Source organism: Streptococcus sp. HMSC076C09 (assembly GCF_001837905.1).
Lineage (GTDB): Bacteria > Bacillota > Bacilli > Lactobacillales > Streptococcaceae > Streptococcus > Streptococcus parasanguinis_I.
On sequence record NZ_KV834646.1, the window covers coordinates 1 to 20,082 of the forward strand.

Genomic DNA, 20,082 nt, shown 5'->3' on the forward strand with positions numbered 1-20,082 from the left:
GATTTTTTCTGTCTAACTTTTGGGGTGCAGTTCAGAGACAAGAAGGGTCCTTTTTTATATGAACATCTGAAAGACTAACCAAGTAGAAGAAAAATTCTAATGTTTTTAAATGGATTGAAAAGGGAGTGAAATGATGTCAAGTACAGAATTACTTTTGTTTGTTTCTTTGTTATGCTTATGGGCACTTGTACGTGTCATGAGAAAATTTTTAAAGAATTCGTTGATCTTTTGGGGGATGGCTATCCTTTATGGCGCCTCACTCATTCTAATCATTTGGGAATGGGTGATCATGACATCATCGATGACATTTTATGGAGAGATTGTCCAAGAAAGTTATTACTCTCTATTGGTAAAAGGGTTAGCTGTTTTTGGGATATTTTGGTCTTTCACCAAATTTTTGTACTTGGGAACATTGTACATGATGATTGGAAACGCCTTAATAAAAGGGAATTCGCAAGATCAAGGAAATGACTAATGGAAAATCTATAGACGTAGAGCATAAAAAAGCAGATAAGTTATGTTATAGTCTAATTAGGTGGTAGGACATCGAGCACCCATTGGTGCGCGGTAGCCTACCGCTTTTGAAGAGAAAAAAGCACCGTGTGAGGGTGATAGATCTTGCCTGCTGAACTCGTGAATGGATTGCCCCCTTGAGGGGTATTTTTTTGTGAACTTTTTAGGAACTTTAAGGACTGTTTAAGTGGGGATCATTGAATAGTAAATAGCCCGAAAACGTCTATTTTAATAAGTTTTATCGAATAAATTTTAACTATACTTTGAAATATGGTATAATAAAGGGATTAATCTAAGGTGGTAAACATGGCAAAATTAATTCCTGGGAAGGTTCGTTCACAAGGGAGCCTTCTCTATGAAGCTGGGAAAGTTTCCCTTCAGGAAGTAAAAGAAAAATACCTGTATTTTCGGGTGGAAGAAGAAAGCTTGCGGTACAGTTTGGATGACGATGTCGTTTTTTGTAGCTGCGCTTTCTTTCAAAAGAAAAAATTCTGTACGCATCTAGCAGCTGTGGAAGCTTTTTTGAAGAATGATGACAGTGGGAAAGCAGCTCTTACAAGCCTTGAAGAAGATGCCACGGCGACTGAAGAAACGCAGGAGAAGGTCTCTTTTGGAAGTTTGTTTTTAGACCAGGTCCTTCCAAAAATCGAAAAGAAAGCAACACGCTATGTCTTATCAGCAGTCGGGCAGGAGGATGAATACTCTGGTCAATTCTTATGGACTCTTCGCATTCGTCGCTTGCCAGACGAGCGTTCTTATGTGATCAGAGATGTGCTAGCTTTTTTGCAGACCCTTCAGAAAGAAGGCCACTTTGCAATTGGCAAAAGTTACTATGAACCCATTTCTTACTTAGAATTTGATGGACCTAGTCAGGATGTGATCAATTTCCTTCAAGGCTTGGTCACAGATAGTGGATCAAAAGAGCAAGATTTCTTTCCCAATGCTGGGCGCCATCTTTATTTTCCACCGACTCTCTTTGAAGAAGCTGTGGAATTACTGATGAATTTGGACTCTTTTCTCCTGCAATATAGCTTATATGACTTTTCAGAAGTCCATTTTCAGGATGTCCATGGGGAGGAAGATCTCTTTCATTTTCAGGTGGAAGACCATGGTGATTTTTACGAATTGATCATTACGGAGCCTCAAGTGAAGGTTGTCGAGTCGGCTAATTACCTGTTTCGAAATGGAGTGTTCTATCACCTGACGCCCCAACAGCGGACCCTATGGAAGGCCATTCAAGACTTACCAATGGATCAGGATCGCAAAAAACGCCTGCATTTTGATCCAACGGATCAGACCAAACTTTCCTATAGTTTAAAAGAGTTCAAAAAACTGGGACAAATAACCGCACCGACCAGCTTTTTAATCCACGATTTCACTCCGGAATTTCATTTTGATCTAGCACAGGACCAGACTGTTTTACTGGATGTAGTCTTTCAATACCAGGATCGTGTGGTGACCACGCGTGAGGAACTCCTCAATCTTCCTTATTCCAGTGATTTCGATAAGGAGCAAGAAGTCTTTTCAACCATGCTAGCAGCAGGTTTTACAGACGACTTTTCTTCCCAAAGAAGTCCGTTATCAAGTGAGCAAATCTATCCATTCTTTCATCGACAGATCCCGACTTTTGAAGCCTTAGGAGAGGTTACCCTCTCTGATAGCCTTTTAGATCTTTATCAAGTGGAGCGTCCAAAAATTGATGTTAAAACCAATGGCAGTCTACTGGAGATCGGTTTTGACTTTGAAAGTGTGGATCCAGCCGAAGTGGACCAGGTCCTCAAAGCTCTAGTGGGGCAAGCAGATTATTTTGTCAGCCATACAGGGAAGGTCCTTGTTTTTGATGAAGAAACCAAGAAGATCAGTCGAGCCCTAGCAGATTTGCGGGCGAAAATGAGCAAGGGTGGGAAACTACAAGCCCGCCGGATTGCTGCTTATCAGCTATCTGATTTGTTGGCAGATCAAGACAATGTTCATTTTTCAGAAGAATTTCGAAATTTAGCTCATGATCTGACTCATCCAGAAGACTTCCAACTCCCTCAGATGACAATCCAAGCGACCCTAAGGGATTACCAAGAAACAGGGGTCAAATGGTTCTCCATGCTAAATCATTATGGTTTTGGTGGTATTTTAGCGGATGATATGGGGCTTGGTAAAACTCTGCAGACCATTTCCTTCTTGACTAGTGTTGCAAAAAAAGAAACTAAAATCTTGATTCTAGCTCCATCTAGTCTCATCTACAATTGGAAACAAGAATTTTCAAAATTCGCTCCTCAGATGGAGGTGGCCGTCGTCTATGGTCTCAAGCAGCACCGAGATGAACTCATCGCAACCAATCCACAGGTAGTTATCACTAGTTACGCGTCTTTCCGTCAAGATGTGGAGGAATACCAGAAGAATCAGTATGAGTACTTGATTCTAGATGAAGCCCAGGTCATGAAAAATGCCCAAACCAAGATTGCCCAACACTTACGTGGCTTTGACGTTCCGCATGTGTTTGCCTTATCTGGGACACCGATTGAAAATCATGTGGGTGAACTCTGGTCTATTTTCCAAATTGTCCTTCCAGGGCTCTTCCCAGCTAAAAGAGAATTTCAAAAATTGAGTCCTGAGACCATTGCACGTTTTGTCAAACCTTTCGTCATGAGACGGAAAAAAGATGAAGTGCTCCAAGAATTACCGGACTTGATTGAAACAACCTATCACAATGAGTTGGATGAAAGTCAAAAAACGATCTATTTGGCTCAATTAAAACAAATTCAAGATCGGGTTCGAACCTCTAGTGAGGAAGAACTAAATCGGAGCAAGGTGGAAATTCTCTCTGGTCTCATGCGCCTTCGCCAAATCTGTGATACCCCCGCCCTCTTTATGGAAGACTATCAAGGAGATAGTGGGAAATTGGAGAGCCTTCGAGATCTTTTGGGTCAAATCAAGGATGGTGAACACCGGGTTTTGATCTTCTCTCAATTTAGAGGCATGCTGGATATTCTAGAGCAGGAAATTGACCAGCTTGGCATGACCTCCTTCAAAATCACGGGATCCACTCCGGCCAAAGACCGTCAAGAAATGACCAATGCCTTTAATGCAGGTGAGCGCCATGCTTTTCTCATTTCTCTGAAGGCTGGAGGGGTCGGATTAAACCTCACTGGTGCCGATACGGTCATCTTAGTCGATTTGTGGTGGAATCCTGCAGTGGAAGACCAGGCTATTGGACGTGCCCATCGAATGGGACAGGAACAAAATGTCGAAGTTTATCGTATGATTACTCGTGGTACGATCGAAGAAAAAATCCAAGAACTGCAAGCTTCCAAAAGACACTTGGTCTCAACGATTTTAGATGGAACGGAAACACGATCTAGTTTATCGGTTGAGGAAATTCGTGAGATTCTTGGAATTCAGTCAGAATAGCTTGAAAAATTCTGTGAATAGTTTATAATTAATGGAGTGTCGAAAGGAAGAAAGCATGACAGAAAAATATTTTCCTCAAGTAGGGGATAATGAGTTGATGTTAACAGAGATGCCTCACATGAACCTGTATGATGAAACAGATTTGATTAGTAACATTACAGGCGACTATGTGGATAAAAATTATTTGGAATGGCAACCGATTGCTGAAAATACCAAACCTAAGCATCCTTACCACCAACCACTAGAAGAGCCCCTACCGAAAAGACGGCCAGTAAGAAAACCTGATTTTAAAGAGCCGATTGATAAAAAAAGCCCAGCCAATCGTTATGCAGAGGAAGCGAGAGAGCGCGCTCGTGAAGATCTGAAAAAGAAACGCACAGCCCCCTATCTGACAACGGATCCAGCAGCTACTACAAGTAAACGGAAAAAACCATTTATTTCTGAACGAAAACCTGGTCAGCCAACGGCTCCCTTCCAAAAGGAAAATCCGGGTGAATTATTGAAATATAGCAAACGATTACGACAAGATCAGTTGATCCTTGCAGAGTTCGAATCTGCAGGAGAACCAGAAGTGGCAGAACCGACTGAAAAGAAAAACAATTATGATTTCTTAAAGACTAGCCAAATATACAATAAAGATCAGCACAAGTTGAAACCACAGCCAATCAAACAAGAATTGGATTTAACCCATCTAGATCAAGAATAAGGAGAAAACATGTCTAATACATACCATTTTATTGGAATTAAAGGAGCAGGGATGAGTGCTTTAGCCCTCATGCTTCACCAAATGGGACATACGGTTCAAGGTTCAGATGTTGAGAAGTATTACTTTACGCAACGTGGCTTGGAACAAGCAGGAATTCAAATTTATCCATTTGATGTGAAAAATTTGGAAGGCGACAAGATCCTCATTGCTGGGAATGCTTTCCGTCCAGATAACAATGTGGAAATTGCTTATGCAGATGAGCATGGCCTAACCTATAAACGCTACCATGAATTCCTTGGTGAATTTATGCGTGACTTCGTCAGCATGGGGGTTGCCGGAGCACACGGAAAAACCTCAACAACAGGGATGCTTTCTCACGTCTTATCAAATATCACTGATACCAGTTATTTGATTGGTGACGGGACAGGTCGTGGCTCTGCAGCAGCCAAATACTTTGTCTTTGAATCAGATGAGTATGAACGCCACTTTATGCCTTACCATCCTGAATACAGCATCATCACCAATATTGACTTTGACCATCCAGACTATTTCACGAGCTTGGAAGATGTCTTTAATGCCTTTAACGATTATGCCAAACAAATCAGCAAAGGACTCTTCATCTACGGAGAAGACAAAGAATTGCGTCGGATTACCTCATCAGCGCCAATTTATTACTATGGTTTTGATAAGGAGACGAACGATTTTGTGGCAAGCAACTTGCTTCGCTCAACGACAGGTTCAACCTTCAACGTTCATTTCCGTGGAGAAGATTTGGGGCAGTTCCATATCCCAACATTTGGTCGTCACAACATCATGAATGCCACAGCTGTCATTGGCTTGCTTTACATTGCAGGATTTGACTTAGATTTAGTCCGCGAGCATTTGAAGACCTTTGCTGGAGTGAAACGTCGCTTCACTGAAAAAGTAGTCAATGGAACAGTGATCATCGATGACTTTGCGCACCATCCAACGGAAATTATTGCAACCTTGGATGCAGCCCGTCAAAAATACCCAAGTAAAGAGATTGTGGCCATTTTCCAACCACATACCTTTACACGGACGATTGCCTTGTTAGATGAATTTGCTGAAGCTTTGAATCAAGCAGATGCTGTTTACTTGGCACAGATCTATGGTTCTGCACGGGAAGTCGATCACGGCGATGTGAAAGTTGAAGATTTGGAAGCAAAAATTGTCAAACGTTCAGCGATTATTACAGCTGAGAATGTTTCTCCTCTTCTTGACCATGACAATGCAGTCTATGTCTTTATGGGAGCAGGAGATATTCAAACCTATGAATACTCATTTGAGCGTTTATTATCTAGTTTGACACATAGTGTACAATAAGAGATGATTGAGTCTGGAATCGATTGGTTCCAGACTCAAATTTATCTGTCCACTGAAGGAGTATGAGATGAGGAAAGCAGGATGATGATTCGATCAATCACCCCAGCTGATCAAGAACAGCTGCTGTTGCTAGAAGAAGAACTTCATGACAATGAAGGAAAGAAGCACAAGGCCACTCTTGAGGAAGCGCTAGGTTCAAAGGAAGCCATTTCTCTACTTGCAGAACAGGCGGGAGATATGGTGGCCTACTTGTTGGCGACAGAAGACCAGCATTTAAAAGGAGACCTAATCGTATTGCGATTAGCAGTGAGACCAGCCTTTCAAGGTCAAGGTTATGGTTCTATTTTGATCGCTGCTTTAAAGGATCTAGCTGTTCAAATGGAAAAGAAAGCCATTTGGATCGATTGCCCAGAAAACTTACTATCTTATTTTGCCCAGCAAGGATTCCGGGATGAAGCTGAGTCTGATCGAGGTGTCCATATGGTTTGGGAACGATAGAAGGGGTAAATGATGAAAGAAAAGATTCACATTAGACAGGCAGAGCTGCAGTATTTGGATGCCATCGAGCGCATTGAGCTTGAGAATTTCTCAGAAGAAGAAGCGATTGCGCGTGAGATTTTAAAAGATCACATTGAAAAGATTCAAACGACATTTCTTGTAGCAGAGTGCCAAGGTCAGATTTTAGGCTATTTAGAAGGACCTGTTAGACCAGAGCGCTATTTGATCGATTCCTCTTTTTCAGAGGTTGAAGATCTAAGCCAGTTAGAAAAGGGCTTTATTTCCATTACGAGTCTATCCATTGCTAAAGAAGCCCAAGGACTTGGAGTGGGAACTCTTTTGCTTGAAGCGATGAAAGAGATTGCGATTAAGGAGGACCGTCAAGGGATCAATTTGACCTGTCATGATTATTTGATTCCTTATTACGAAAAACAAGGATTTACCAATGAAGGTCTTTCAGAATCCCAATATGCGGGTGAAGTTTGGTACAATCTGGTCTGGGAAAACGAAAACCTTGATTAAATAGGTATTTTGAAGAAGAAGGGCGATTTGTATTGCTTTTCTAAATCTTTTAAGATATAATATTAAGGATTATGATGAGGGAGGTCAATTATTTGACTGATAAATCACAAGACAGTGAGAAGTTATTAAGCTTCAAAGAGCAGATCCTCAGAGACTTAGAAGAGGCCAATGAGCAACTTCTAAAGATCGAAAAAGAGTATGATCTACCTGATCGAAGCATTGAAACCCCTTCTTCACTGAAAGAGGAGGAAGAAGCAACACCACCTCCAAAAGTAGAAGAATCTGCGTTGGCTCCCAAAGAAGAACCAGTGGAGCCGGTACAGGCGACTCCTGCTGTGGAAGAAAAGAGTGAGCTTACAAAGCCTGCTAAAAAAGAACCAAGTCAGGAACCGGTAGAGGAGAACTTATCGCGCTCTTCTCGTAACCAGCGCCAACAAAAACAAAAGAAACAAAATAAAATCGCTAAACGAATTGTGCGGACAGTGGTCAGCCTTTTGCTGATTGTGATCGTGGCTACAGGGATCTTTGCTGTGACCTATATCCATTCAGCTGTCAAGCCAATGGATAAAAATGCAACAGAATTCGTAACGGTTGAGATTCCAGCAGGTTCAAGTAATCGTGAGATTGGCGCGATCCTTGAGAAAAAAGGACTCGTGAAAAATGGCCAGTTCTTTAACTACTATACCAAGTTCAAGAACTATAGCAATTTCAAATCCGGTTATTTCAACCTTCAAAAGAGCATGGATCTAGAAACCATCATCCAAAAACTGCAGGAAGAGGGAACCAAAACTCCTCAGGCTCCAGTTCTTGGGAAGGTGACGATTCCAGAAGGCTATACGATCGATCAGATTGCGACGGCTATCACCACCGATGTCTCCACTAAGAAGGCCGGCAAGACTCCATTTAAGAAAGAAGATTTCTTGAAGGCTGTCCAAGACGATGCCTTTATTGAGAAGATGGTGGCCAAATATCCTAAGCTCTTGGCGAATCTGCCAAGTAAGGATTCTGGTGTTCGCTACCGTTTAGAAGGTTATCTCTTCCCAGCAACTTATAACTATGGCAAAGATACCACAGTGAAAGAGATGATCGATCAGATGCTTGCGGCAATGGATCAAAACTTAAGCCCATACTATGAAACACTTGAGAGCAAGAACATCAATGTAAACGAAGTATTGACTCTTGCTTCCTTGGTTGAAAAAGAAGGGGCGACGGATCAGGACCGCCAAGATATCGCGAGTGTCTTCTATAACCGTTTGAACCAAGACATGCCTTTGCAAAGTAATATTGCAATTCTTTATGCAGAAGGGAAACTTGGTCAAAAGACGACCTTAAAAGAAGATGCAACGATCAATACAGAGCTGGATTCCCCTTATAATATTTATAAGAATACCGGCTTGATGCCTGGCCCAGTGGATAACCCTGGAGTATCAGCGATCGAAGCGGCAGTGAACCCAAGTAAGACCGATTACTTGTATTTTGTCGCAAATGTCGAAAATGGTGAAGTTTTCTTCGCTAAGACATACGAAGAACACAATAAAAATGTTGAAGAACATGTCAATAGTAAATTGACACAAGCAAGTTCAAACTAGAAAAAGCATGTGGCGCGTCCACAGCTTTTTCATTCAAATAATAGAAAGAGAAGAATAATGGCAGAAAAAACATACCCAATGACACTAGCAGAAAAAGAAAAATTGGAACAAGAATTAGAAGAATTGAAATTGGTCCGTCGACCTGAAGTGGTAGAACGGATTAAGATCGCTCGTTCATATGGTGACCTCTCAGAAAACTCTGAGTATGAAGCAGCAAAAGATGAACAAGCTTTTGTGGAAGGTCAAATCTCTAGCTTGGAAACAAAAATCCGTTATGCAGAAATCGTCGATAGTGATGCTGTTGCAGTAGACGAAGTTGCGATCGGAAAAACCGTTACAGTCCAAGAAGTTGGCGAAACAGATGAAGAAGTATACAGCATCGTCGGTTCAGCAGGGGCAGATGCCTTTGCAGGAAAGATTTCTAACGAAAGCCCAATCGGTCACGCTTTGATTGGTAAGAAGACAGGTGACGTTGTCACTGTTGAGACCCCAGCTGGAAGCTACCAAGTGAAAATTTTGAACGTAGAAAAAACAGCGTAACTATAAAACGCAAGCCCTCCAAGAGGGCTTGTTTTTTTGTGCTCTTAATCTTTTTGTGAGAGTGAAAATTCTTTGCTGACTGAACGGTATCAAAAAAGCACTTGAACCTTGGGTTCAAGTGCTACTGTATACCGCTAGAATTAGTAGTTTGTACTACTTTCTATTGCGTTGTTTTCCTGCATTGCGGTTGTTTTTTGGTTTGTGTTGGATTTGTGTCGTCGCAGTTGGTGTGACATCTTTTTTCACGCGGTGACTAGTCGCTTTTGGAGGATTGTTTTTGTATTCCTCAGCGACCCGTTTGCGAAGATTTGGACGAATCAAGTAGTTGATGACAAATTGTTGGATAATTTGGATCACCCCACCGACTACCCAGTAAAGAGTCACTCCGGCTGAAGAGATCAATGAGAAGACACCGATCATAATCGGACTCATCAGTGATGCTTTGCGCATGCTTTCCTTTTGGGTTTCATCTTCAATTCCATGAAGAGAAAGCATACTTTGGATATAGTAGAGAACCGCAACGATAGCCGTCAAGAGCAAGCTTGGTTTGCCAAGAGCAATGCCAAGGAAGCTACTATCTGCTACCCCTTTGGTGTGCTGAGCTGCAAAGAAAAGGGCAGAGAAGAATGGCATTTGGATCAAGAGTGGCAAACACCCAACTCCACCAAACATGCTAACACCATTTTCACGTTGAGCGGCCATTAATTCCTGTTGAGCCAATAGCTTTTCTTCTTGTGTGCTAGCGTTCTTCATGCGCTCTTGGATTGGCCCAAGGATAGGTTTTAAGTAATTCATCTTTTCAGATTGGTAGGTTGCCTTCCATGATTGGTACAAACCAAGTGGCAAGATGATTAACCGCACGATCAAGGTGACGATAATAATCCCGATCCCAAAGCCCAAGCCAAGGTTGTTGGCAAAGAATTTGATGGCTTCGCCCATCGGACGACCAAGAAGATTCCAGATCAATCCAGTCGGATTTCCAGTTTTCCGATCGACACTCACGCATCCTGATAAGAAGACAAGCGAAGCTAGTCCCATCGATGCAAGTAATGCAAGTTTATTTTTTTTCACAAATCGTTCCTTCTTTTTTTTAATGTTACCTTTCTATTCTACTGTTTTTTTTGAAAATACACAATAGTTCTCTAGTCTTAATTTGCAATTTTGAAGTCTGAATAGTTTTCAAAGTTTGCGAGCGTAACATCTAAATAAGTTACATGTGCAAAAGGCGTAGGACCTTTGCGAATTTCTTGAATGAATTTGGCCATTTGGCTACTAGACTCTGCCTGGGCCAGAATGCCAACCGTTCCGTCGTCATTATTCCAGACACGGCCAGTAATCCCACCGATCTCTAAAGCAAGACTGTACACTCCCCAGCGAAAGCCAACCCCTTGAACCCGTCCTTGGGCAATCATTTTTACCTTTTGCATGTGCGACCTCCTTGACTCGAAGAAATCTATCTGAGGCATGATTTCTTCTTTTTCTTTGTGCTATAATAGTTCTATGAATATTATAACGTCTAAATCCAATAATGTAATCAAAAATGCTAAAAAATTACATCAAAAAAAATACCGGACAGATTCTTATCTCATTGAAGGCTGGCATCTGTTTGAAGAGGCAGTAGAAAATCATGCGAAGATTCGGCAGGTCTTTGTTTTAGAAGCCTATTTAGACCGGGTAGAGAATATCCAAAAAGTCACCGTCGTGACTCCGGAGATCTTAAGTCTCTTGGCAGATTCGAAGACTCCTCAAGGGATTGTCGCAGAGATCGCTCTAGAGCAGCCAGAACTTCCGGATCAGCTACAAGGGCGCTTCCTCTATTTGGAGGATGTACAGGATCCTGGCAATGTAGGGACGATGATTCGAACAGCAGATGCAGCAGGTTTTGATGGCGTCATGCTTTCGAAAGCCTCCGCAGATCTATACAGTCTCAAGACCCTTCGATCCATGCAGGGCAGTCATTTCCATATTCCTATCTGGAAACTGGATCGAGAAGAACTATTGGAGCGAGCTGCACACTCTCATCTAGCAGTTCTCGCAACGACGCTTTCAGAAGCTTCCATTGACTACCGGCAGCTTCCTCAGACTGACCAGTTTATCCTGGTGATGGGGAATGAAGGAAATGGAATCAGCCAGGAAATGGCCGCACAAGCAGACCAGCTGGTTCATATTCCCATGCCAGGTCGGGCAGAGAGTTTGAATGTTGCAGTAGCAGCAGGAATTTTGATGTTTTCTTTAAGGAAATTTTGAGAAAAAGCAGTATACTTAACCTGTAAGAAGAAGTTGATGGATATCTTATTGGGAGAGCTTATCAACGAAAGGTGGTTATCTTATGCAATATCATCGTGACAAAGAATACATGACCTATGTAGGACATTTGATCCAGCATCCGAAGGTTCAAAAATTAGCCGACATTCCCCACCATATTCATTCCAATCGTTTGGAGCATTCCATTCATGTTAGTTATACCAGTTATAAACTGGCTAAAAAATTTGGTTGGGATGCCAAAAGTACGGCTCGGGGTGGCCTCTTGCATGACCTCTTTTACTATGATTGGCGCGAGACCAAGTTTACCAAGAGTCACGCCTGGATCCATCCCCGCATTGCCGTGAGAAATGCACGAAAGATCACAGATCTCAATGCCAAGGAAGAAGACATCATTATTAAACACATGTGGGGAGCTACCCTTGCTCCGCCTCGCTATAAAGAATCCTTCGTGGTGACCATGGTGGATAAATACTGGGCTGTTAAAGAAGCTTCAGAACCATGGCGTAAAAAGATGGCTAAAAGGAGATTTTTTCATCGAAAAATGTTAAAATCGTAGTAAACAAATTTGAAAGGAACTTGTTTATATGTATAATGATTCAGTAATCCAAGAACAAAGTGGATTGAATGCCTTTTATAACAAAATCTACTCATTAGTTGGGATCGGTGTTGGGATTTCAGCCCTTGTCTCTGGTCTGATGATGACGGTCTTTCAAGATTTCTTCGTTCAAATCTTGACAACCGCACCAATGGTTTACTATGGAGCAGTCGTTGTAGAATTGATCTTGGTCTTTGTTGCAAGTGGGAAGGCTGTTAAAAATAGCCCGTCTGCTCTTCCAATCTTCTTGATCTACTCAGCTTTGAATGGGTTTACGTTGAGCTTTATCATTGCTCGCTACATGCAAGCGACTGTCTATAAGGCTTTCTTGGTCAGTGCCTTGATGTTTATTGTCATGGGAGCTATCGGACGCGTTGTGAAAAAGGACCTGTCTGGAATGGGACGTGCCTTGATGGGAGTCTTGATCGGTGTGATCATCGCTTCTGTTGTGAACATGTTCTTGAGAAGTTCTGGCATGGACTATATCTTGAGTATTATCTCTGTCTTCCTCTTTGCAGGATTGACAGCTTGGGATAACCAAAAGATTCGCTATGTCTATGATCAAACAAATGGTCAACCTGCTACAGGTTGGGCAGTAGCAATGGCTTTGGAACTTTATCTTGACTTTATCAACCTCTTTATCAGTCTGCTTCGTATCTTCGGAAGAAACGACTAATCAAAGAGAGATTGAGCTGGGGCAGTTGCCTCGGCTTTTTTTGTCTTCCGACTTGTGCTATACTAATAGTGACTAAAGAATAGAAATGAGCGCTTATGAAAACACCTTTTGTAACCCGTGAACAATTAGAAAGTCTGACCCAAGAATTTCCTACCCCTTTCCATCTCTATGATGAAGCAGGAATTCGTGAAACGGCTCGTGCCCTCCATCAAGCTTTTGCTTGGAATGAAGGATTTAAGGAATACTTTGCCATCAAGGCGACTCCTAACCCATCGATCCTAAAAATTTTGCAAGAAGAGGGCTGTGGAGTCGACACGGCCAGCTACGTGGAATTGTTAATGGCGGATAAACTGGGCTTTAGTGGGAAAGAAATCATGTTTTCTTCTAACAACACGCCAGCTGATGAATTTGTCTATGCGAGAGAATTAGGGGCAACTATCAATCTGGACGCCTATGAAGACATTGCTTTCTTGAAGTCTGTGACCAGCATCCCCAAGGTTATTTCTTGCCGCTATAATCCTGGTGGAGTTTTTGAACTGGGAACCGATATTATGGACAATCCTGAAGAAGCCAAGTTTGGAATGACCAAGGAGCAATTGATCCAAGCCTTTATCGAGTTGAAAGAACTAGGTGTGGAAGAGTTTGGCATTCACGCTTTATTGGCTTCTAATACTGTATCCAACGACTACTATCCAGAGCTAGCGCGTCAACTTTTTGAATTGGCAGTAGAAGTCGTCGAGAAAACAGGTGTCCACTTGGGCTTCATCAACCTTTCTGGTGGAGTTGGGGTCAATTACAAACCAGAACAAGAACCAAATGATATTGCCATTATTGGGGAAGGTGTGCAACGCGTTTTTGATGAGATTCTCAAACCGGCAGGACTTGGTAATGTGAAAATCTATACCGAGCTTGGTCGCTTTATGCTAGCTTCACACGGCCTCCTGGTAACCAGAGTTACTCATAAAAAGAAAACCTACCGGACCTATGTGGGCGTCGATGCTTCAGCGGTGAATCTTCTTAGACCGGCTATGTACGGTGCTTATCACCATATCACCAATATGGATCGTCCAGAGGAACCGACTGAAGTGGTCGATGTAGTGGGAAGTCTCTGTGAAAATAACGATAAATTTGCCAAACAACGAGAACTACCCGTGACGGAGATTGGAGATTTACTTGTGATCCATGACACCGGAGCTCATGGATTTTCAATGGGGTATCAGTACAATGCTAAGTTGCGTTCGGCAGAAGTTTTGCTTCAAGAAGATGGGCAGGCCCGTTTGATTCGTCGAGCAGAAAAACCAGAAGATTATCTTGCGACACTCTACGGCTTTGACATTGAAAAATAAGCGATTGTCTGATATAATGATAGTTATGTAAAAATAATGGATCGGAGAAAATTTTATGAATCTCTTTTTAGGAATTTTGTTGATTATTTTAGCTTTCTTTGGTGGGATGGTTGCAGGAATGTTCTTGCTTCGTCGTCAATTTGAAAAAGAATTTGCCTCAAACCCACGTTTGAATGTTGAAGCAGTCCGTACACTTTTAGGTGCCAGCGGCCAACGTCCAAGCGAAGCAAAAGTTCAACAAGTCTATCGCCAAATTGTGAACCAACAAAAATCAGCAATGGCGAAAAACAAGAAAAAATAAGAGTGGGGCAATCTCACGATAATAAATGAGAGGGGCTTGGAGGAATTTCTTAGTCCCTCCTTTTGGAAGGAAGAGATATGGATAACCGACCGATTGGTTTTTTAGATTCTGGAGTAGGGGGCCTGACTGTTGTCCGCGAATTGCTCCGTCAGCTTCCTCACGAAGATGTCGTCTATATTGGAGATTCAGCGCGTGCACCTTATGGTCCTAGACCAGCAGACCAAATTCGCGAGTATACTTGGCAGATGGTGAACTTCCTTCTGACCAAAAATGTCAAGATGATTGTCTTAGCCTGTAATACAGCGACGGCAGTTGTTTGGGAAGAAGTCAAGGAGAAACTTGATATTCCCGTTTTAGGAGTGATTTTGCCCGGAGCTTCTGCAGCCATTAAATCGACGACCCATCAAAAAATTGGGGTGATTGGGACACCGATGACGGTTTCTTCTGGAATTTATAAAGAGAAGATTCAAAGTCTGGCACCAGACATGGAAGTCAGCAGTTTAGCTTGTCCCAAGTTTGTTCCTTTAGTGGAATCAAACGAGTTGGCATCCAGTGTGACCAAAAAGGTGGTCTACGAAACCCTAAAACCACTAGTTGGAAAGGTTGATACCTTGGTCTTGGGATGCACCCATTATCCCCTTTTAAAACCGATCATTCAAAATGTGATGGGACCGGATGTCAAATTGATTGATAGTGGAGCTGAGTGTGTTCGGGATATTTCCGTCTTATTAAACTATTTTGAGCTCAATAAGAGTCGCGAACTCTTAGAACAGACCCACCGCTTTTATACCACTGCAAATGCCAATAGCTTTGCAGCGATTGCCGAAAAATGGCTAGAACGTTCAGTGAATGTGGAGCATGTAAATTTATGAGTGACAAACTATTTGAATACAAAGATCCCCAAGATTGGTATATTGCCCAATGGGGAGAAGATGCAGACTACAACCAATTTAGTCAAGTGCCTGCGGAAGCTTCCACTCTGTTAGACCAGCTGGAACTTCTCTTTGCCAAGGATCCTGAAGGATTCCCTCTCAATCTATCGGTGATACGCTATGGTTCAGCCTTTCGTTTTCTGACCTTTTTGATTGAAATCTTAAATGAAGTCAAGGGAAGAGCTTTTGAGATCGTACAGCGTCAAGGAGCCTTGCTCTTGGTTGAAAAAGGGAAATTGCTTTACTTGCATTTGCCAAGTGATGGGGTGGATTTGGAAGCCTTCTTAGGTCAAGACAAGGTCAAAGATACGATTCTTATTGCGACTCGAAATGAGGGAAAAACAAAAGAATTCCGTAATATGTTTGAAAAGCTGGGCTTTGAAGTGGAAAATCTCAATCAATACCCAGAGCTTCCAGAAGTCGAAGAAACAGGGATGACCTTTGAAGAGAATGCCCGCCTAAAAGCTGAAACCATTGCAGAGCTAACTGGGAAAACAGTCTTAGCAGATGATTCAGGTTTGAAGGTGGATATCTTGGGAGGCTTACCAGGAGTTTGGTCAGCTCGCTTTGCGGGAGTTGGTGCGACAGATGCGGAAAACAATGCGAAATTGTTGCACGAATTAGCCATGGTCTTTGATTTGAAAGATCGTTCAGCTCAGTTCCATACGACCTTGGTGGTTGCAAGACCAGGCAAGGAAAGCCTAGTGGTGGAAGCAGATTGGCCTGGATATATTAATTTTGAGCCCAAAGGGGAACACGGCTTTGGCTATGACCCTCTCTTCTTAGTTGGGGAAACGGGCCGTGCTGCTGCTGAATTAACGCTAGAAGAAAAAAATACACAATCACATCGTGCTTTAGCTGTTAAAAAGTTATTGGAGGTATTTCCATCATGGCAAAGCAAACAATCATCGTTATGAGTGACTCGCATGGAGACCGCTCCATTGTTGAAGCTATTAAAGAAAAATACCTAGGTCAGGTCGATGGGATCTTTCACAATGGGGATTCTGAGCTAAAAAGTGACGATCCTGTCTGGGAAGGGATCCACGTTGTCCAAGGAAATATGGATTTTTATGATGGCTATCCGGAACGCTTGGTGACCCAACTAGGGCCAACACGGATCATCCAGACCCACGGACATCTCTTCCAGATCAATTTTAGTTTTCAAAAATTGGATCTGTGGGCCCAAGAGGAGGAAGCAGATATCTGTCTATACGGCCATCTTCATATCCCAGATGCTTGGAAGGAAGGAAGAACCCTCTTTGTGAATCCTGGATCCATTAGCCAACCTCGTGGTCTGATTCGCGAGTGTTTGTATGCCAAGATAGAGATTACCGATTCGAACTTCAAGGTAGAGTATTATACGCGAGATCATGAATTGTACCCTGAATTGACAAAGGAGTTTAGCAGATGATAGCAAAGGAATTTGAACGTTTCTTGCTGGCGCAGGAAGAGACGTTCTTAACTCCTGCCAAAAATTTAGCGGTCTTGATTGATACCCACAATGTAGACCATGCGGTCTTGCTGTTGAGCCAGATTAGCTATAGTCGCATCCCGGTAGTGACGGATGAACGCAAGTTTGTGGGGACGATCTCCCTAACGGATATTCTATCTTATCAATTGAAACACGAGATTCCTGAGGAGACTTTTGCTTCGATGGATATCGTAGACGTTGCAAAGAAGGAGGTCGGGGTCATCGGCTTAGACTTCAATTTGACAGAAGTCCTTCACAAGTTGGTGGATGACTCCTTCTTATCAGTGGTGGATGAAGAAGGTTATTTCCAAGGGATTATTACTCGGAAATCTATCCTCAAAGCCATCAATTCGCTGATGCATAATTTTTCAAATGAATACGAGATGATTCCAAAATGAAAGAATTTATTGCAAGTTTTATTGATCAAAAAGAACTAAGTGAAAATTCTCAGTCAGCCTATTTCTATGATTTGGACCAATTTATTGAATCAATTCATGGAAAAGTGACGCCGACGAATTTGAGAATTTACCAAGCTTCGATTAAAGATTTTAAACCGGCGGTTCAAAAACGAAAATTATCCGCTGTTAACCAATTTTTATATTATTTGTATCAAGAACGCTTTATTTCTGAATACCATCGTTTGGTCTTGCCTAAAATTCAACCGGCCAAGATCCATGATCGTGAATTGTTGGATCTGACCCATTTTTGGGAAGAATCAACTAACCCACAGGGACGCTTGATGGCCTTATTGATTCTGGAGATGGGCTTATTGCCAAGTGAGATCCTCCAAGTCAAGGTCGAAGATATTCAGCTGGACTTTCATGTCATTCGAGTGGGCAAAGATGGCCAAAAACGGGTTTTAAAAGTTCCAGAGCCTTTACTGGATGAGTTGCAACTCTTCCTCGATGGTGTCTATCTCTTTGATAATAAAGGAAAATCTTACTCCCGTCAGTGGGGATTCCGACAGTTAGAAGCCTTCTTGATCGAAAAAGGCAACCAAGACCTTTCGGCCCAATCAATTCGTGAGCAGTATATTTTGAAACAACGTGAACTCGGTGTGGATCTCTTTAGTATTGCGCGTGAATTGGGCCTAAAAACCATGGTGACATTAGAAAAATATAAATAATGGATATTAAAATAAAAGATTTTGAAGGACCTTTGGACCTCTTGCTCCACTTGGTCTCTAAATACCAGATGGATATTTATGAGGTCCCCTTGATTGAGGTGATCGAACAGTATCTGGCTTATCTGGCGACCCTCCAGGCTATGAAACTAGAGGTAGCAGGAGAATACATGCTGATGGCGAGTCAACTAACCTTGATCAAGAGTCGAAGACTTCTTCCTAAGGTTGCAGAGGAGATGGATGAAGCAGAGGATCTCGAGCAGGACCTCCTTTCTCAATTGGAAGAGTACCGTACTTACAAGCAATTAGGAGAGTTGATAGCCTCACAGCACGAGGAGCGCGCCCTCTATTATTCAAAACCAAAGATGGAATTGATTTATGACGATACCGAATTACTTCATGATCGCACCACGGTGGATCTCTTCTTGGCTTTCTCAAAATTATTGACCAAGAAAAAAGAAGAATTCCGCCAGAACCATACAACCATTGTAAAGGATGAATACAAGATTGAGGATCTGATGGACCAGCTGCGACACCGATTCCACGATCGCTCACAAGTTCTCTTGCAGGACTTGTTTCTAGAAGCAACGGATCTCCAAGAGGTCATTACTCTATTTCTTGCAACCCTTGAATTGATCAAGATTCAAGAAGTAACGGTGATCCAGGATAGGGCTTTTGGAGAAATTTACTTAAATAGGATTGAACATGAGCAAATTAGCTGAAATTGAAGCACTCTTATTTGTAGCGGGTGAAGAAGGAATTACTGCCAGACAAATCGCAGATCTTCTCTCATTACCCCCAACAGGTGTGGTGCAAAGTTTAGAAAAATTGGCCCAAAAATACCAGGAGGATACAGATACCAGTCTGTGTTTGATGGAGACAGCTTCCCGTTATAAATTGGTGACAAAGGCAGACTACGCTTCGGTTTTACGAGACTATTCTAGAACGCCTATGAACCAAAGTTTGTCTCGGGCTGCCCTTGAAACCTTATCAATCATTGCTTATAAGCAACCGATCACCCGCGTGGAGGTCGATGATATTCGAGGCGTTAATTCCAGTGGTGCCATTACCAAACTACTGTCATTTGATCTGATCCGCGAAGATGGAAAAAAAGAAGTCCTCGGGCGTCCTAATTTGTATGTCACGACGGAGTATTTTTTGGATTATATGGGGATCAATCATTTGGAGGAATTACCAAAGGTTGAGGAAGTGGACATCGATCCAGAGGAAGGTCAATTATTTTCAGAGAGAACAGAGGAACTAGATGAGAATTAACAAATATATTGCCCATGCAGGAGTGGCTAGTCGTCGCAAGGCCGAAGAACTGATCAAGCAAGGCTTGGTGACGGTCAATGGCCAAGTTGTGCGTGAATTAGCGACTATCATTAAAACCGGTGATCAGGTTGAAGTAGAAGGGACTCCAATCTATAACGAAGAAAAGGTCTACTATCTTTTAAATAAGCCACGTGGTGTCATCTCTAGTGTATCGGATGATAAAGGACGGACAACAGTCGTTGACCTTTTATCTCAAGTACCAGAGCGCATCTACCCAGTGGGACGTTTGGACTGGGATACATCTGGTGTCTTGATTTTGACCAATGATGGTGATTTTACAGATGAGATGATTCACCCGCGCAATGAAATTGATAAGGTCTATGTGGCGCGTGTCAAAGGGATTGCCAATAAGGAAAACTTGCGTCCCTTGACGCGAGGAGTGACCATTGATGGAAAGAAAACCAAGCCAGCAACTTACGAGATCTTAAAAGTGGATGTCGAAAAAAACCGTTCAGTGGTTCAGTTGACCATTCATGAAGGGCGTAACCACCAGGTTAAAAAGATGTTTGAAGCGGTGGGACTTTTAGTGGATAAACTCTCCCGGACCCAGTTTGGGAATTTGGACGTCTCAGGACTTCGTCCGGGTGAATACCGTCGCTTGAACAAAAAAGAAATCAGCCAGTTGCACAATCTAGCAGTGACTAAATCTAAAAAAGCATGAAAACAATCCTAATTGCGCTGGTCAGAGGCTATCAAAAATGGATCTCTCCCCTATTTCCGCCTTCTTGTCGCTTTCAACCGACCTGTTCCAATTATATGATCCAAGCGATTGAACGTTTTGGTGTGAAAGGTGTCTTGATGGGGATTGCAAGGATTCTACGTTGCCATCCTGGAACCAAAGTAGGACCAGACCCCTTGCCAGACCATTTTAGTCTGAAGCGAAATGAAGAATCAAAATAGGACGATCGCAAATAAACAGAA

General features: G+C 42.4%; 24 protein-coding genes. 22 read left to right on the top strand and 2 right to left on the bottom strand.

Annotated elements, in window-relative coordinates; genetic code table 11:
* The first annotated feature begins 130 nt into the window (after positions 1 to 130).
* From HMPREF2704_RS05630 to greA, 8 genes are all read left to right on the top strand, one after another.
* Entirely contained in the window at positions 131 to 475 is a 345-nt protein-coding gene (locus HMPREF2704_RS05630; RefSeq protein WP_256318016.1) for a hypothetical protein, read from the top strand.
* Between the two features lie 344 nt (positions 476 to 819).
* Positions 820 to 3,918 carry a pilus expression-regulating Snf2 family helicase gene (locus HMPREF2704_RS05635; protein ID WP_070845940.1) on the top strand — a complete coding sequence of 1,033 codons (3,099 nt, stop codon included), beginning with the start codon at positions 820 to 822 and terminating at the stop codon, positions 3,916 to 3,918.
* A 55-nt stretch (positions 3,919 to 3,973) separates the two neighbouring features.
* Entirely contained in the window at positions 3,974 to 4,624 is a 651-nt protein-coding gene (locus tag HMPREF2704_RS05640; RefSeq protein WP_003017389.1) for a divisome accessory protein ZapJ, read from the top strand.
* Between the two features lie 9 nt (positions 4,625 to 4,633).
* The gene (gene murC / locus HMPREF2704_RS05645; protein ID WP_003005130.1) at positions 4,634 to 5,968 is read left to right on the top strand and encodes a UDP-N-acetylmuramate--L-alanine ligase; all 1,335 of its coding nucleotides are present in this window, start codon (positions 4,634 to 4,636) and stop codon (positions 5,966 to 5,968) included.
* A gap of 81 nt (positions 5,969 to 6,049) precedes the next feature.
* Positions 6,050 to 6,466 (top strand): GNAT family N-acetyltransferase, encoded by a 417-nt coding sequence (locus HMPREF2704_RS05650; RefSeq protein ID WP_049523727.1) that lies wholly within the window; start codon positions 6,050 to 6,052, stop codon positions 6,464 to 6,466.
* Between the two features lie 12 nt (positions 6,467 to 6,478).
* A complete protein-coding gene (locus HMPREF2704_RS05655; RefSeq protein WP_176745637.1) occupies positions 6,479 to 6,988 on the top strand; it encodes a GNAT family N-acetyltransferase in 510 nt (169 codons plus the stop codon).
* 71 nt (positions 6,989 to 7,059) lie between these two features.
* Positions 7,060 to 8,577, top strand: coding sequence for an endolytic transglycosylase MltG (gene mltG, locus HMPREF2704_RS05660; RefSeq protein WP_371106650.1), 1,518 nt, complete (start codon positions 7,060 to 7,062; stop codon positions 8,575 to 8,577).
* A 57-nt stretch (positions 8,578 to 8,634) separates the two neighbouring features.
* Positions 8,635 to 9,117, top strand: coding sequence for a transcription elongation factor GreA (gene greA, locus HMPREF2704_RS05665; RefSeq protein ID WP_003005389.1), 483 nt, complete (start codon positions 8,635 to 8,637; stop codon positions 9,115 to 9,117).
* A 153-nt stretch (positions 9,118 to 9,270) separates the two neighbouring features.
* Here greA and yidC read toward each other — a convergent pair whose 3' ends face one another.
* Both yidC and HMPREF2704_RS05675 read right to left on the bottom strand, forming a co-directional pair.
* The gene (gene yidC / locus HMPREF2704_RS05670; protein ID WP_003008377.1) at positions 9,271 to 10,188 is read right to left on the bottom strand and encodes a membrane protein insertase YidC; all 918 of its coding nucleotides are present in this window, start codon (positions 10,186 to 10,188) and stop codon (positions 9,271 to 9,273) included.
* 77 nt (positions 10,189 to 10,265) lie between these two features.
* Positions 10,266 to 10,544 carry an acylphosphatase gene (locus HMPREF2704_RS05675; protein WP_049497794.1) on the bottom strand — a complete coding sequence of 93 codons (279 nt, stop codon included), beginning with the start codon at positions 10,542 to 10,544 and terminating at the stop codon, positions 10,266 to 10,268.
* Positions 10,545 to 10,617: 73 nt separating this feature from the next.
* On the opposite strand from HMPREF2704_RS05675, the gene HMPREF2704_RS05680 reads away from it, so the two are divergent.
* The 14 genes from HMPREF2704_RS05680 to yidD all read left to right on the top strand — a co-directional run bounded on the left by HMPREF2704_RS05680 (position 10,618) and on the right by yidD (position 20,061).
* On the top strand, positions 10,618 to 11,364 hold the full coding sequence (locus tag HMPREF2704_RS05680) for a TrmH family RNA methyltransferase (RefSeq protein ID WP_070846074.1): 747 nt from the start codon (positions 10,618 to 10,620) through the stop codon (positions 11,362 to 11,364).
* Between the two features lie 82 nt (positions 11,365 to 11,446).
* On the top strand, positions 11,447 to 11,938 hold the full coding sequence (locus HMPREF2704_RS05685) for an HDIG domain-containing metalloprotein (protein ID WP_003005617.1): 492 nt from the start codon (positions 11,447 to 11,449) through the stop codon (positions 11,936 to 11,938).
* 28 nt (positions 11,939 to 11,966) lie between these two features.
* The gene (locus HMPREF2704_RS05690; RefSeq protein ID WP_049517790.1) at positions 11,967 to 12,653 is read left to right on the top strand and encodes a Bax inhibitor-1/YccA family protein; all 687 of its coding nucleotides are present in this window, start codon (positions 11,967 to 11,969) and stop codon (positions 12,651 to 12,653) included.
* A gap of 95 nt (positions 12,654 to 12,748) precedes the next feature.
* The gene (locus HMPREF2704_RS05695; protein WP_070845942.1) at positions 12,749 to 13,999 is read left to right on the top strand and encodes a diaminopimelate decarboxylase; all 1,251 of its coding nucleotides are present in this window, start codon (positions 12,749 to 12,751) and stop codon (positions 13,997 to 13,999) included.
* A 55-nt stretch (positions 14,000 to 14,054) separates the two neighbouring features.
* Entirely contained in the window at positions 14,055 to 14,300 is a 246-nt protein-coding gene (locus HMPREF2704_RS05700) for a YneF family protein (protein ID WP_003005109.1), read from the top strand.
* Between the two features lie 77 nt (positions 14,301 to 14,377).
* Entirely contained in the window at positions 14,378 to 15,172 is a 795-nt protein-coding gene (racE, locus tag HMPREF2704_RS05705) for a glutamate racemase (RefSeq protein ID WP_003008361.1), read from the top strand.
* Positions 15,169 to 16,149 carry a nucleoside-triphosphate diphosphatase gene (locus HMPREF2704_RS05710; RefSeq protein WP_070845944.1) on the top strand — a complete coding sequence of 327 codons (981 nt, stop codon included), beginning with the start codon at positions 15,169 to 15,171 and terminating at the stop codon, positions 16,147 to 16,149. The genes racE and HMPREF2704_RS05710 overlap by 4 nt, the downstream gene beginning before the upstream one ends.
* Positions 16,122 to 16,643, top strand: coding sequence for a metallophosphoesterase (locus tag HMPREF2704_RS05715; RefSeq protein ID WP_070845946.1), 522 nt, complete (start codon positions 16,122 to 16,124; stop codon positions 16,641 to 16,643). Before HMPREF2704_RS05710 ends, HMPREF2704_RS05715 begins: the two co-directional genes overlap by 28 nt.
* Positions 16,640 to 17,101 carry a cyclic-di-AMP-binding protein CbpB gene (gene cbpB, locus HMPREF2704_RS05720; RefSeq protein WP_003008353.1) on the top strand — a complete coding sequence of 154 codons (462 nt, stop codon included), beginning with the start codon at positions 16,640 to 16,642 and terminating at the stop codon, positions 17,099 to 17,101. Before HMPREF2704_RS05715 ends, cbpB begins: the two co-directional genes overlap by 4 nt.
* Positions 17,098 to 17,829, top strand: a complete 732-nt coding sequence (gene xerD, locus HMPREF2704_RS05725; RefSeq protein WP_070466407.1) for a site-specific tyrosine recombinase XerD — start codon at positions 17,098 to 17,100, stop codon at positions 17,827 to 17,829. The genes cbpB and xerD overlap by 4 nt, the downstream gene beginning before the upstream one ends.
* Positions 17,829 to 18,548, top strand: a complete 720-nt coding sequence (locus HMPREF2704_RS05730; protein WP_070845948.1) for a segregation/condensation protein A — start codon at positions 17,829 to 17,831, stop codon at positions 18,546 to 18,548. The genes xerD and HMPREF2704_RS05730 overlap by 1 nt, the downstream gene beginning before the upstream one ends.
* Positions 18,532 to 19,101 (top strand): SMC-Scp complex subunit ScpB, encoded by a 570-nt coding sequence (gene scpB / locus HMPREF2704_RS05735; RefSeq protein ID WP_003017403.1) that lies wholly within the window; start codon positions 18,532 to 18,534, stop codon positions 19,099 to 19,101. The genes HMPREF2704_RS05730 and scpB overlap by 17 nt, the downstream gene beginning before the upstream one ends.
* Positions 19,091 to 19,822: a pseudouridine synthase gene (locus tag HMPREF2704_RS05740; protein WP_003005375.1), complete on the top strand. Its 732-nt coding sequence runs from the start codon at positions 19,091 to 19,093 to the stop codon at positions 19,820 to 19,822. Before scpB ends, HMPREF2704_RS05740 begins: the two co-directional genes overlap by 11 nt.
* A complete protein-coding gene (gene yidD, locus HMPREF2704_RS05745; protein WP_023918885.1) occupies positions 19,819 to 20,061 on the top strand; it encodes a membrane protein insertion efficiency factor YidD in 243 nt (80 codons plus the stop codon). Before HMPREF2704_RS05740 ends, yidD begins: the two co-directional genes overlap by 4 nt.
* The last annotated feature ends 21 nt before the right edge of the window (positions 20,062 to 20,082 follow it).

Bases quoted from the DNA above. Each gene is read 5' to 3' on its own strand.
- HMPREF2704_RS05740 (WP_003005375.1), top strand. From the start codon at position 19,091: ATGAGAATTAACAAATATATTGCCCATGCAGGAGTGGCTAGTCGTCGC.
- HMPREF2704_RS05690 (WP_049517790.1), top strand. From the start codon at position 11,967: ATGTATAATGATTCAGTAATCCAAGAACAAAGTGGATTGAATGCCTTT.
- HMPREF2704_RS05685 (WP_003005617.1), top strand. From the start codon at position 11,447: ATGCAATATCATCGTGACAAAGAATACATGACCTATGTAGGACATTTG.
- HMPREF2704_RS05700 (WP_003005109.1), top strand. From the start codon at position 14,055: ATGAATCTCTTTTTAGGAATTTTGTTGATTATTTTAGCTTTCTTTGGT.
- xerD (WP_070466407.1), top strand. From the start codon at position 17,098: ATGAAAGAATTTATTGCAAGTTTTATTGATCAAAAAGAACTAAGTGAA.
- cbpB (WP_003008353.1), top strand. From the start codon at position 16,640: ATGATAGCAAAGGAATTTGAACGTTTCTTGCTGGCGCAGGAAGAGACG.
- scpB (WP_003017403.1), top strand. From the start codon at position 18,532: ATGAGCAAATTAGCTGAAATTGAAGCACTCTTATTTGTAGCGGGTGAA.
- HMPREF2704_RS05640 (WP_003017389.1), top strand. From the start codon at position 3,974: ATGACAGAAAAATATTTTCCTCAAGTAGGGGATAATGAGTTGATGTTA.
- racE (WP_003008361.1), top strand. From the start codon at position 14,378: ATGGATAACCGACCGATTGGTTTTTTAGATTCTGGAGTAGGGGGCCTG.
- HMPREF2704_RS05730 (WP_070845948.1), top strand. From the start codon at position 17,829: ATGGATATTAAAATAAAAGATTTTGAAGGACCTTTGGACCTCTTGCTC.
- HMPREF2704_RS05710 (WP_070845944.1), top strand. From the start codon at position 15,169: ATGAGTGACAAACTATTTGAATACAAAGATCCCCAAGATTGGTATATT.
- HMPREF2704_RS05680 (WP_070846074.1), top strand. From the start codon at position 10,618: ATGAATATTATAACGTCTAAATCCAATAATGTAATCAAAAATGCTAAA.
- yidD (WP_023918885.1), top strand. From the start codon at position 19,819: ATGAAAACAATCCTAATTGCGCTGGTCAGAGGCTATCAAAAATGGATC.
- HMPREF2704_RS05630 (WP_256318016.1), top strand. From the start codon at position 131: ATGATGTCAAGTACAGAATTACTTTTGTTTGTTTCTTTGTTATGCTTA.
- HMPREF2704_RS05655 (WP_176745637.1), top strand. From the start codon at position 6,479: ATGAAAGAAAAGATTCACATTAGACAGGCAGAGCTGCAGTATTTGGAT.
- HMPREF2704_RS05695 (WP_070845942.1), top strand. From the start codon at position 12,749: ATGAAAACACCTTTTGTAACCCGTGAACAATTAGAAAGTCTGACCCAA.
- greA (WP_003005389.1), top strand. From the start codon at position 8,635: ATGGCAGAAAAAACATACCCAATGACACTAGCAGAAAAAGAAAAATTG.
- murC (WP_003005130.1), top strand. From the start codon at position 4,634: ATGTCTAATACATACCATTTTATTGGAATTAAAGGAGCAGGGATGAGT.
- HMPREF2704_RS05650 (WP_049523727.1), top strand. From the start codon at position 6,050: ATGATGATTCGATCAATCACCCCAGCTGATCAAGAACAGCTGCTGTTG.
- HMPREF2704_RS05675 (WP_049497794.1), bottom strand. From the start codon at position 10,544: ATGCAAAAGGTAAAAATGATTGCCCAAGGACGGGTTCAAGGGGTTGGC.
- HMPREF2704_RS05715 (WP_070845946.1), top strand. From the start codon at position 16,122: ATGGCAAAGCAAACAATCATCGTTATGAGTGACTCGCATGGAGACCGC.
- HMPREF2704_RS05635 (WP_070845940.1), top strand. From the start codon at position 820: ATGGCAAAATTAATTCCTGGGAAGGTTCGTTCACAAGGGAGCCTTCTC.
- mltG (WP_371106650.1), top strand. From the start codon at position 7,060: ATGATGAGGGAGGTCAATTATTTGACTGATAAATCACAAGACAGTGAG.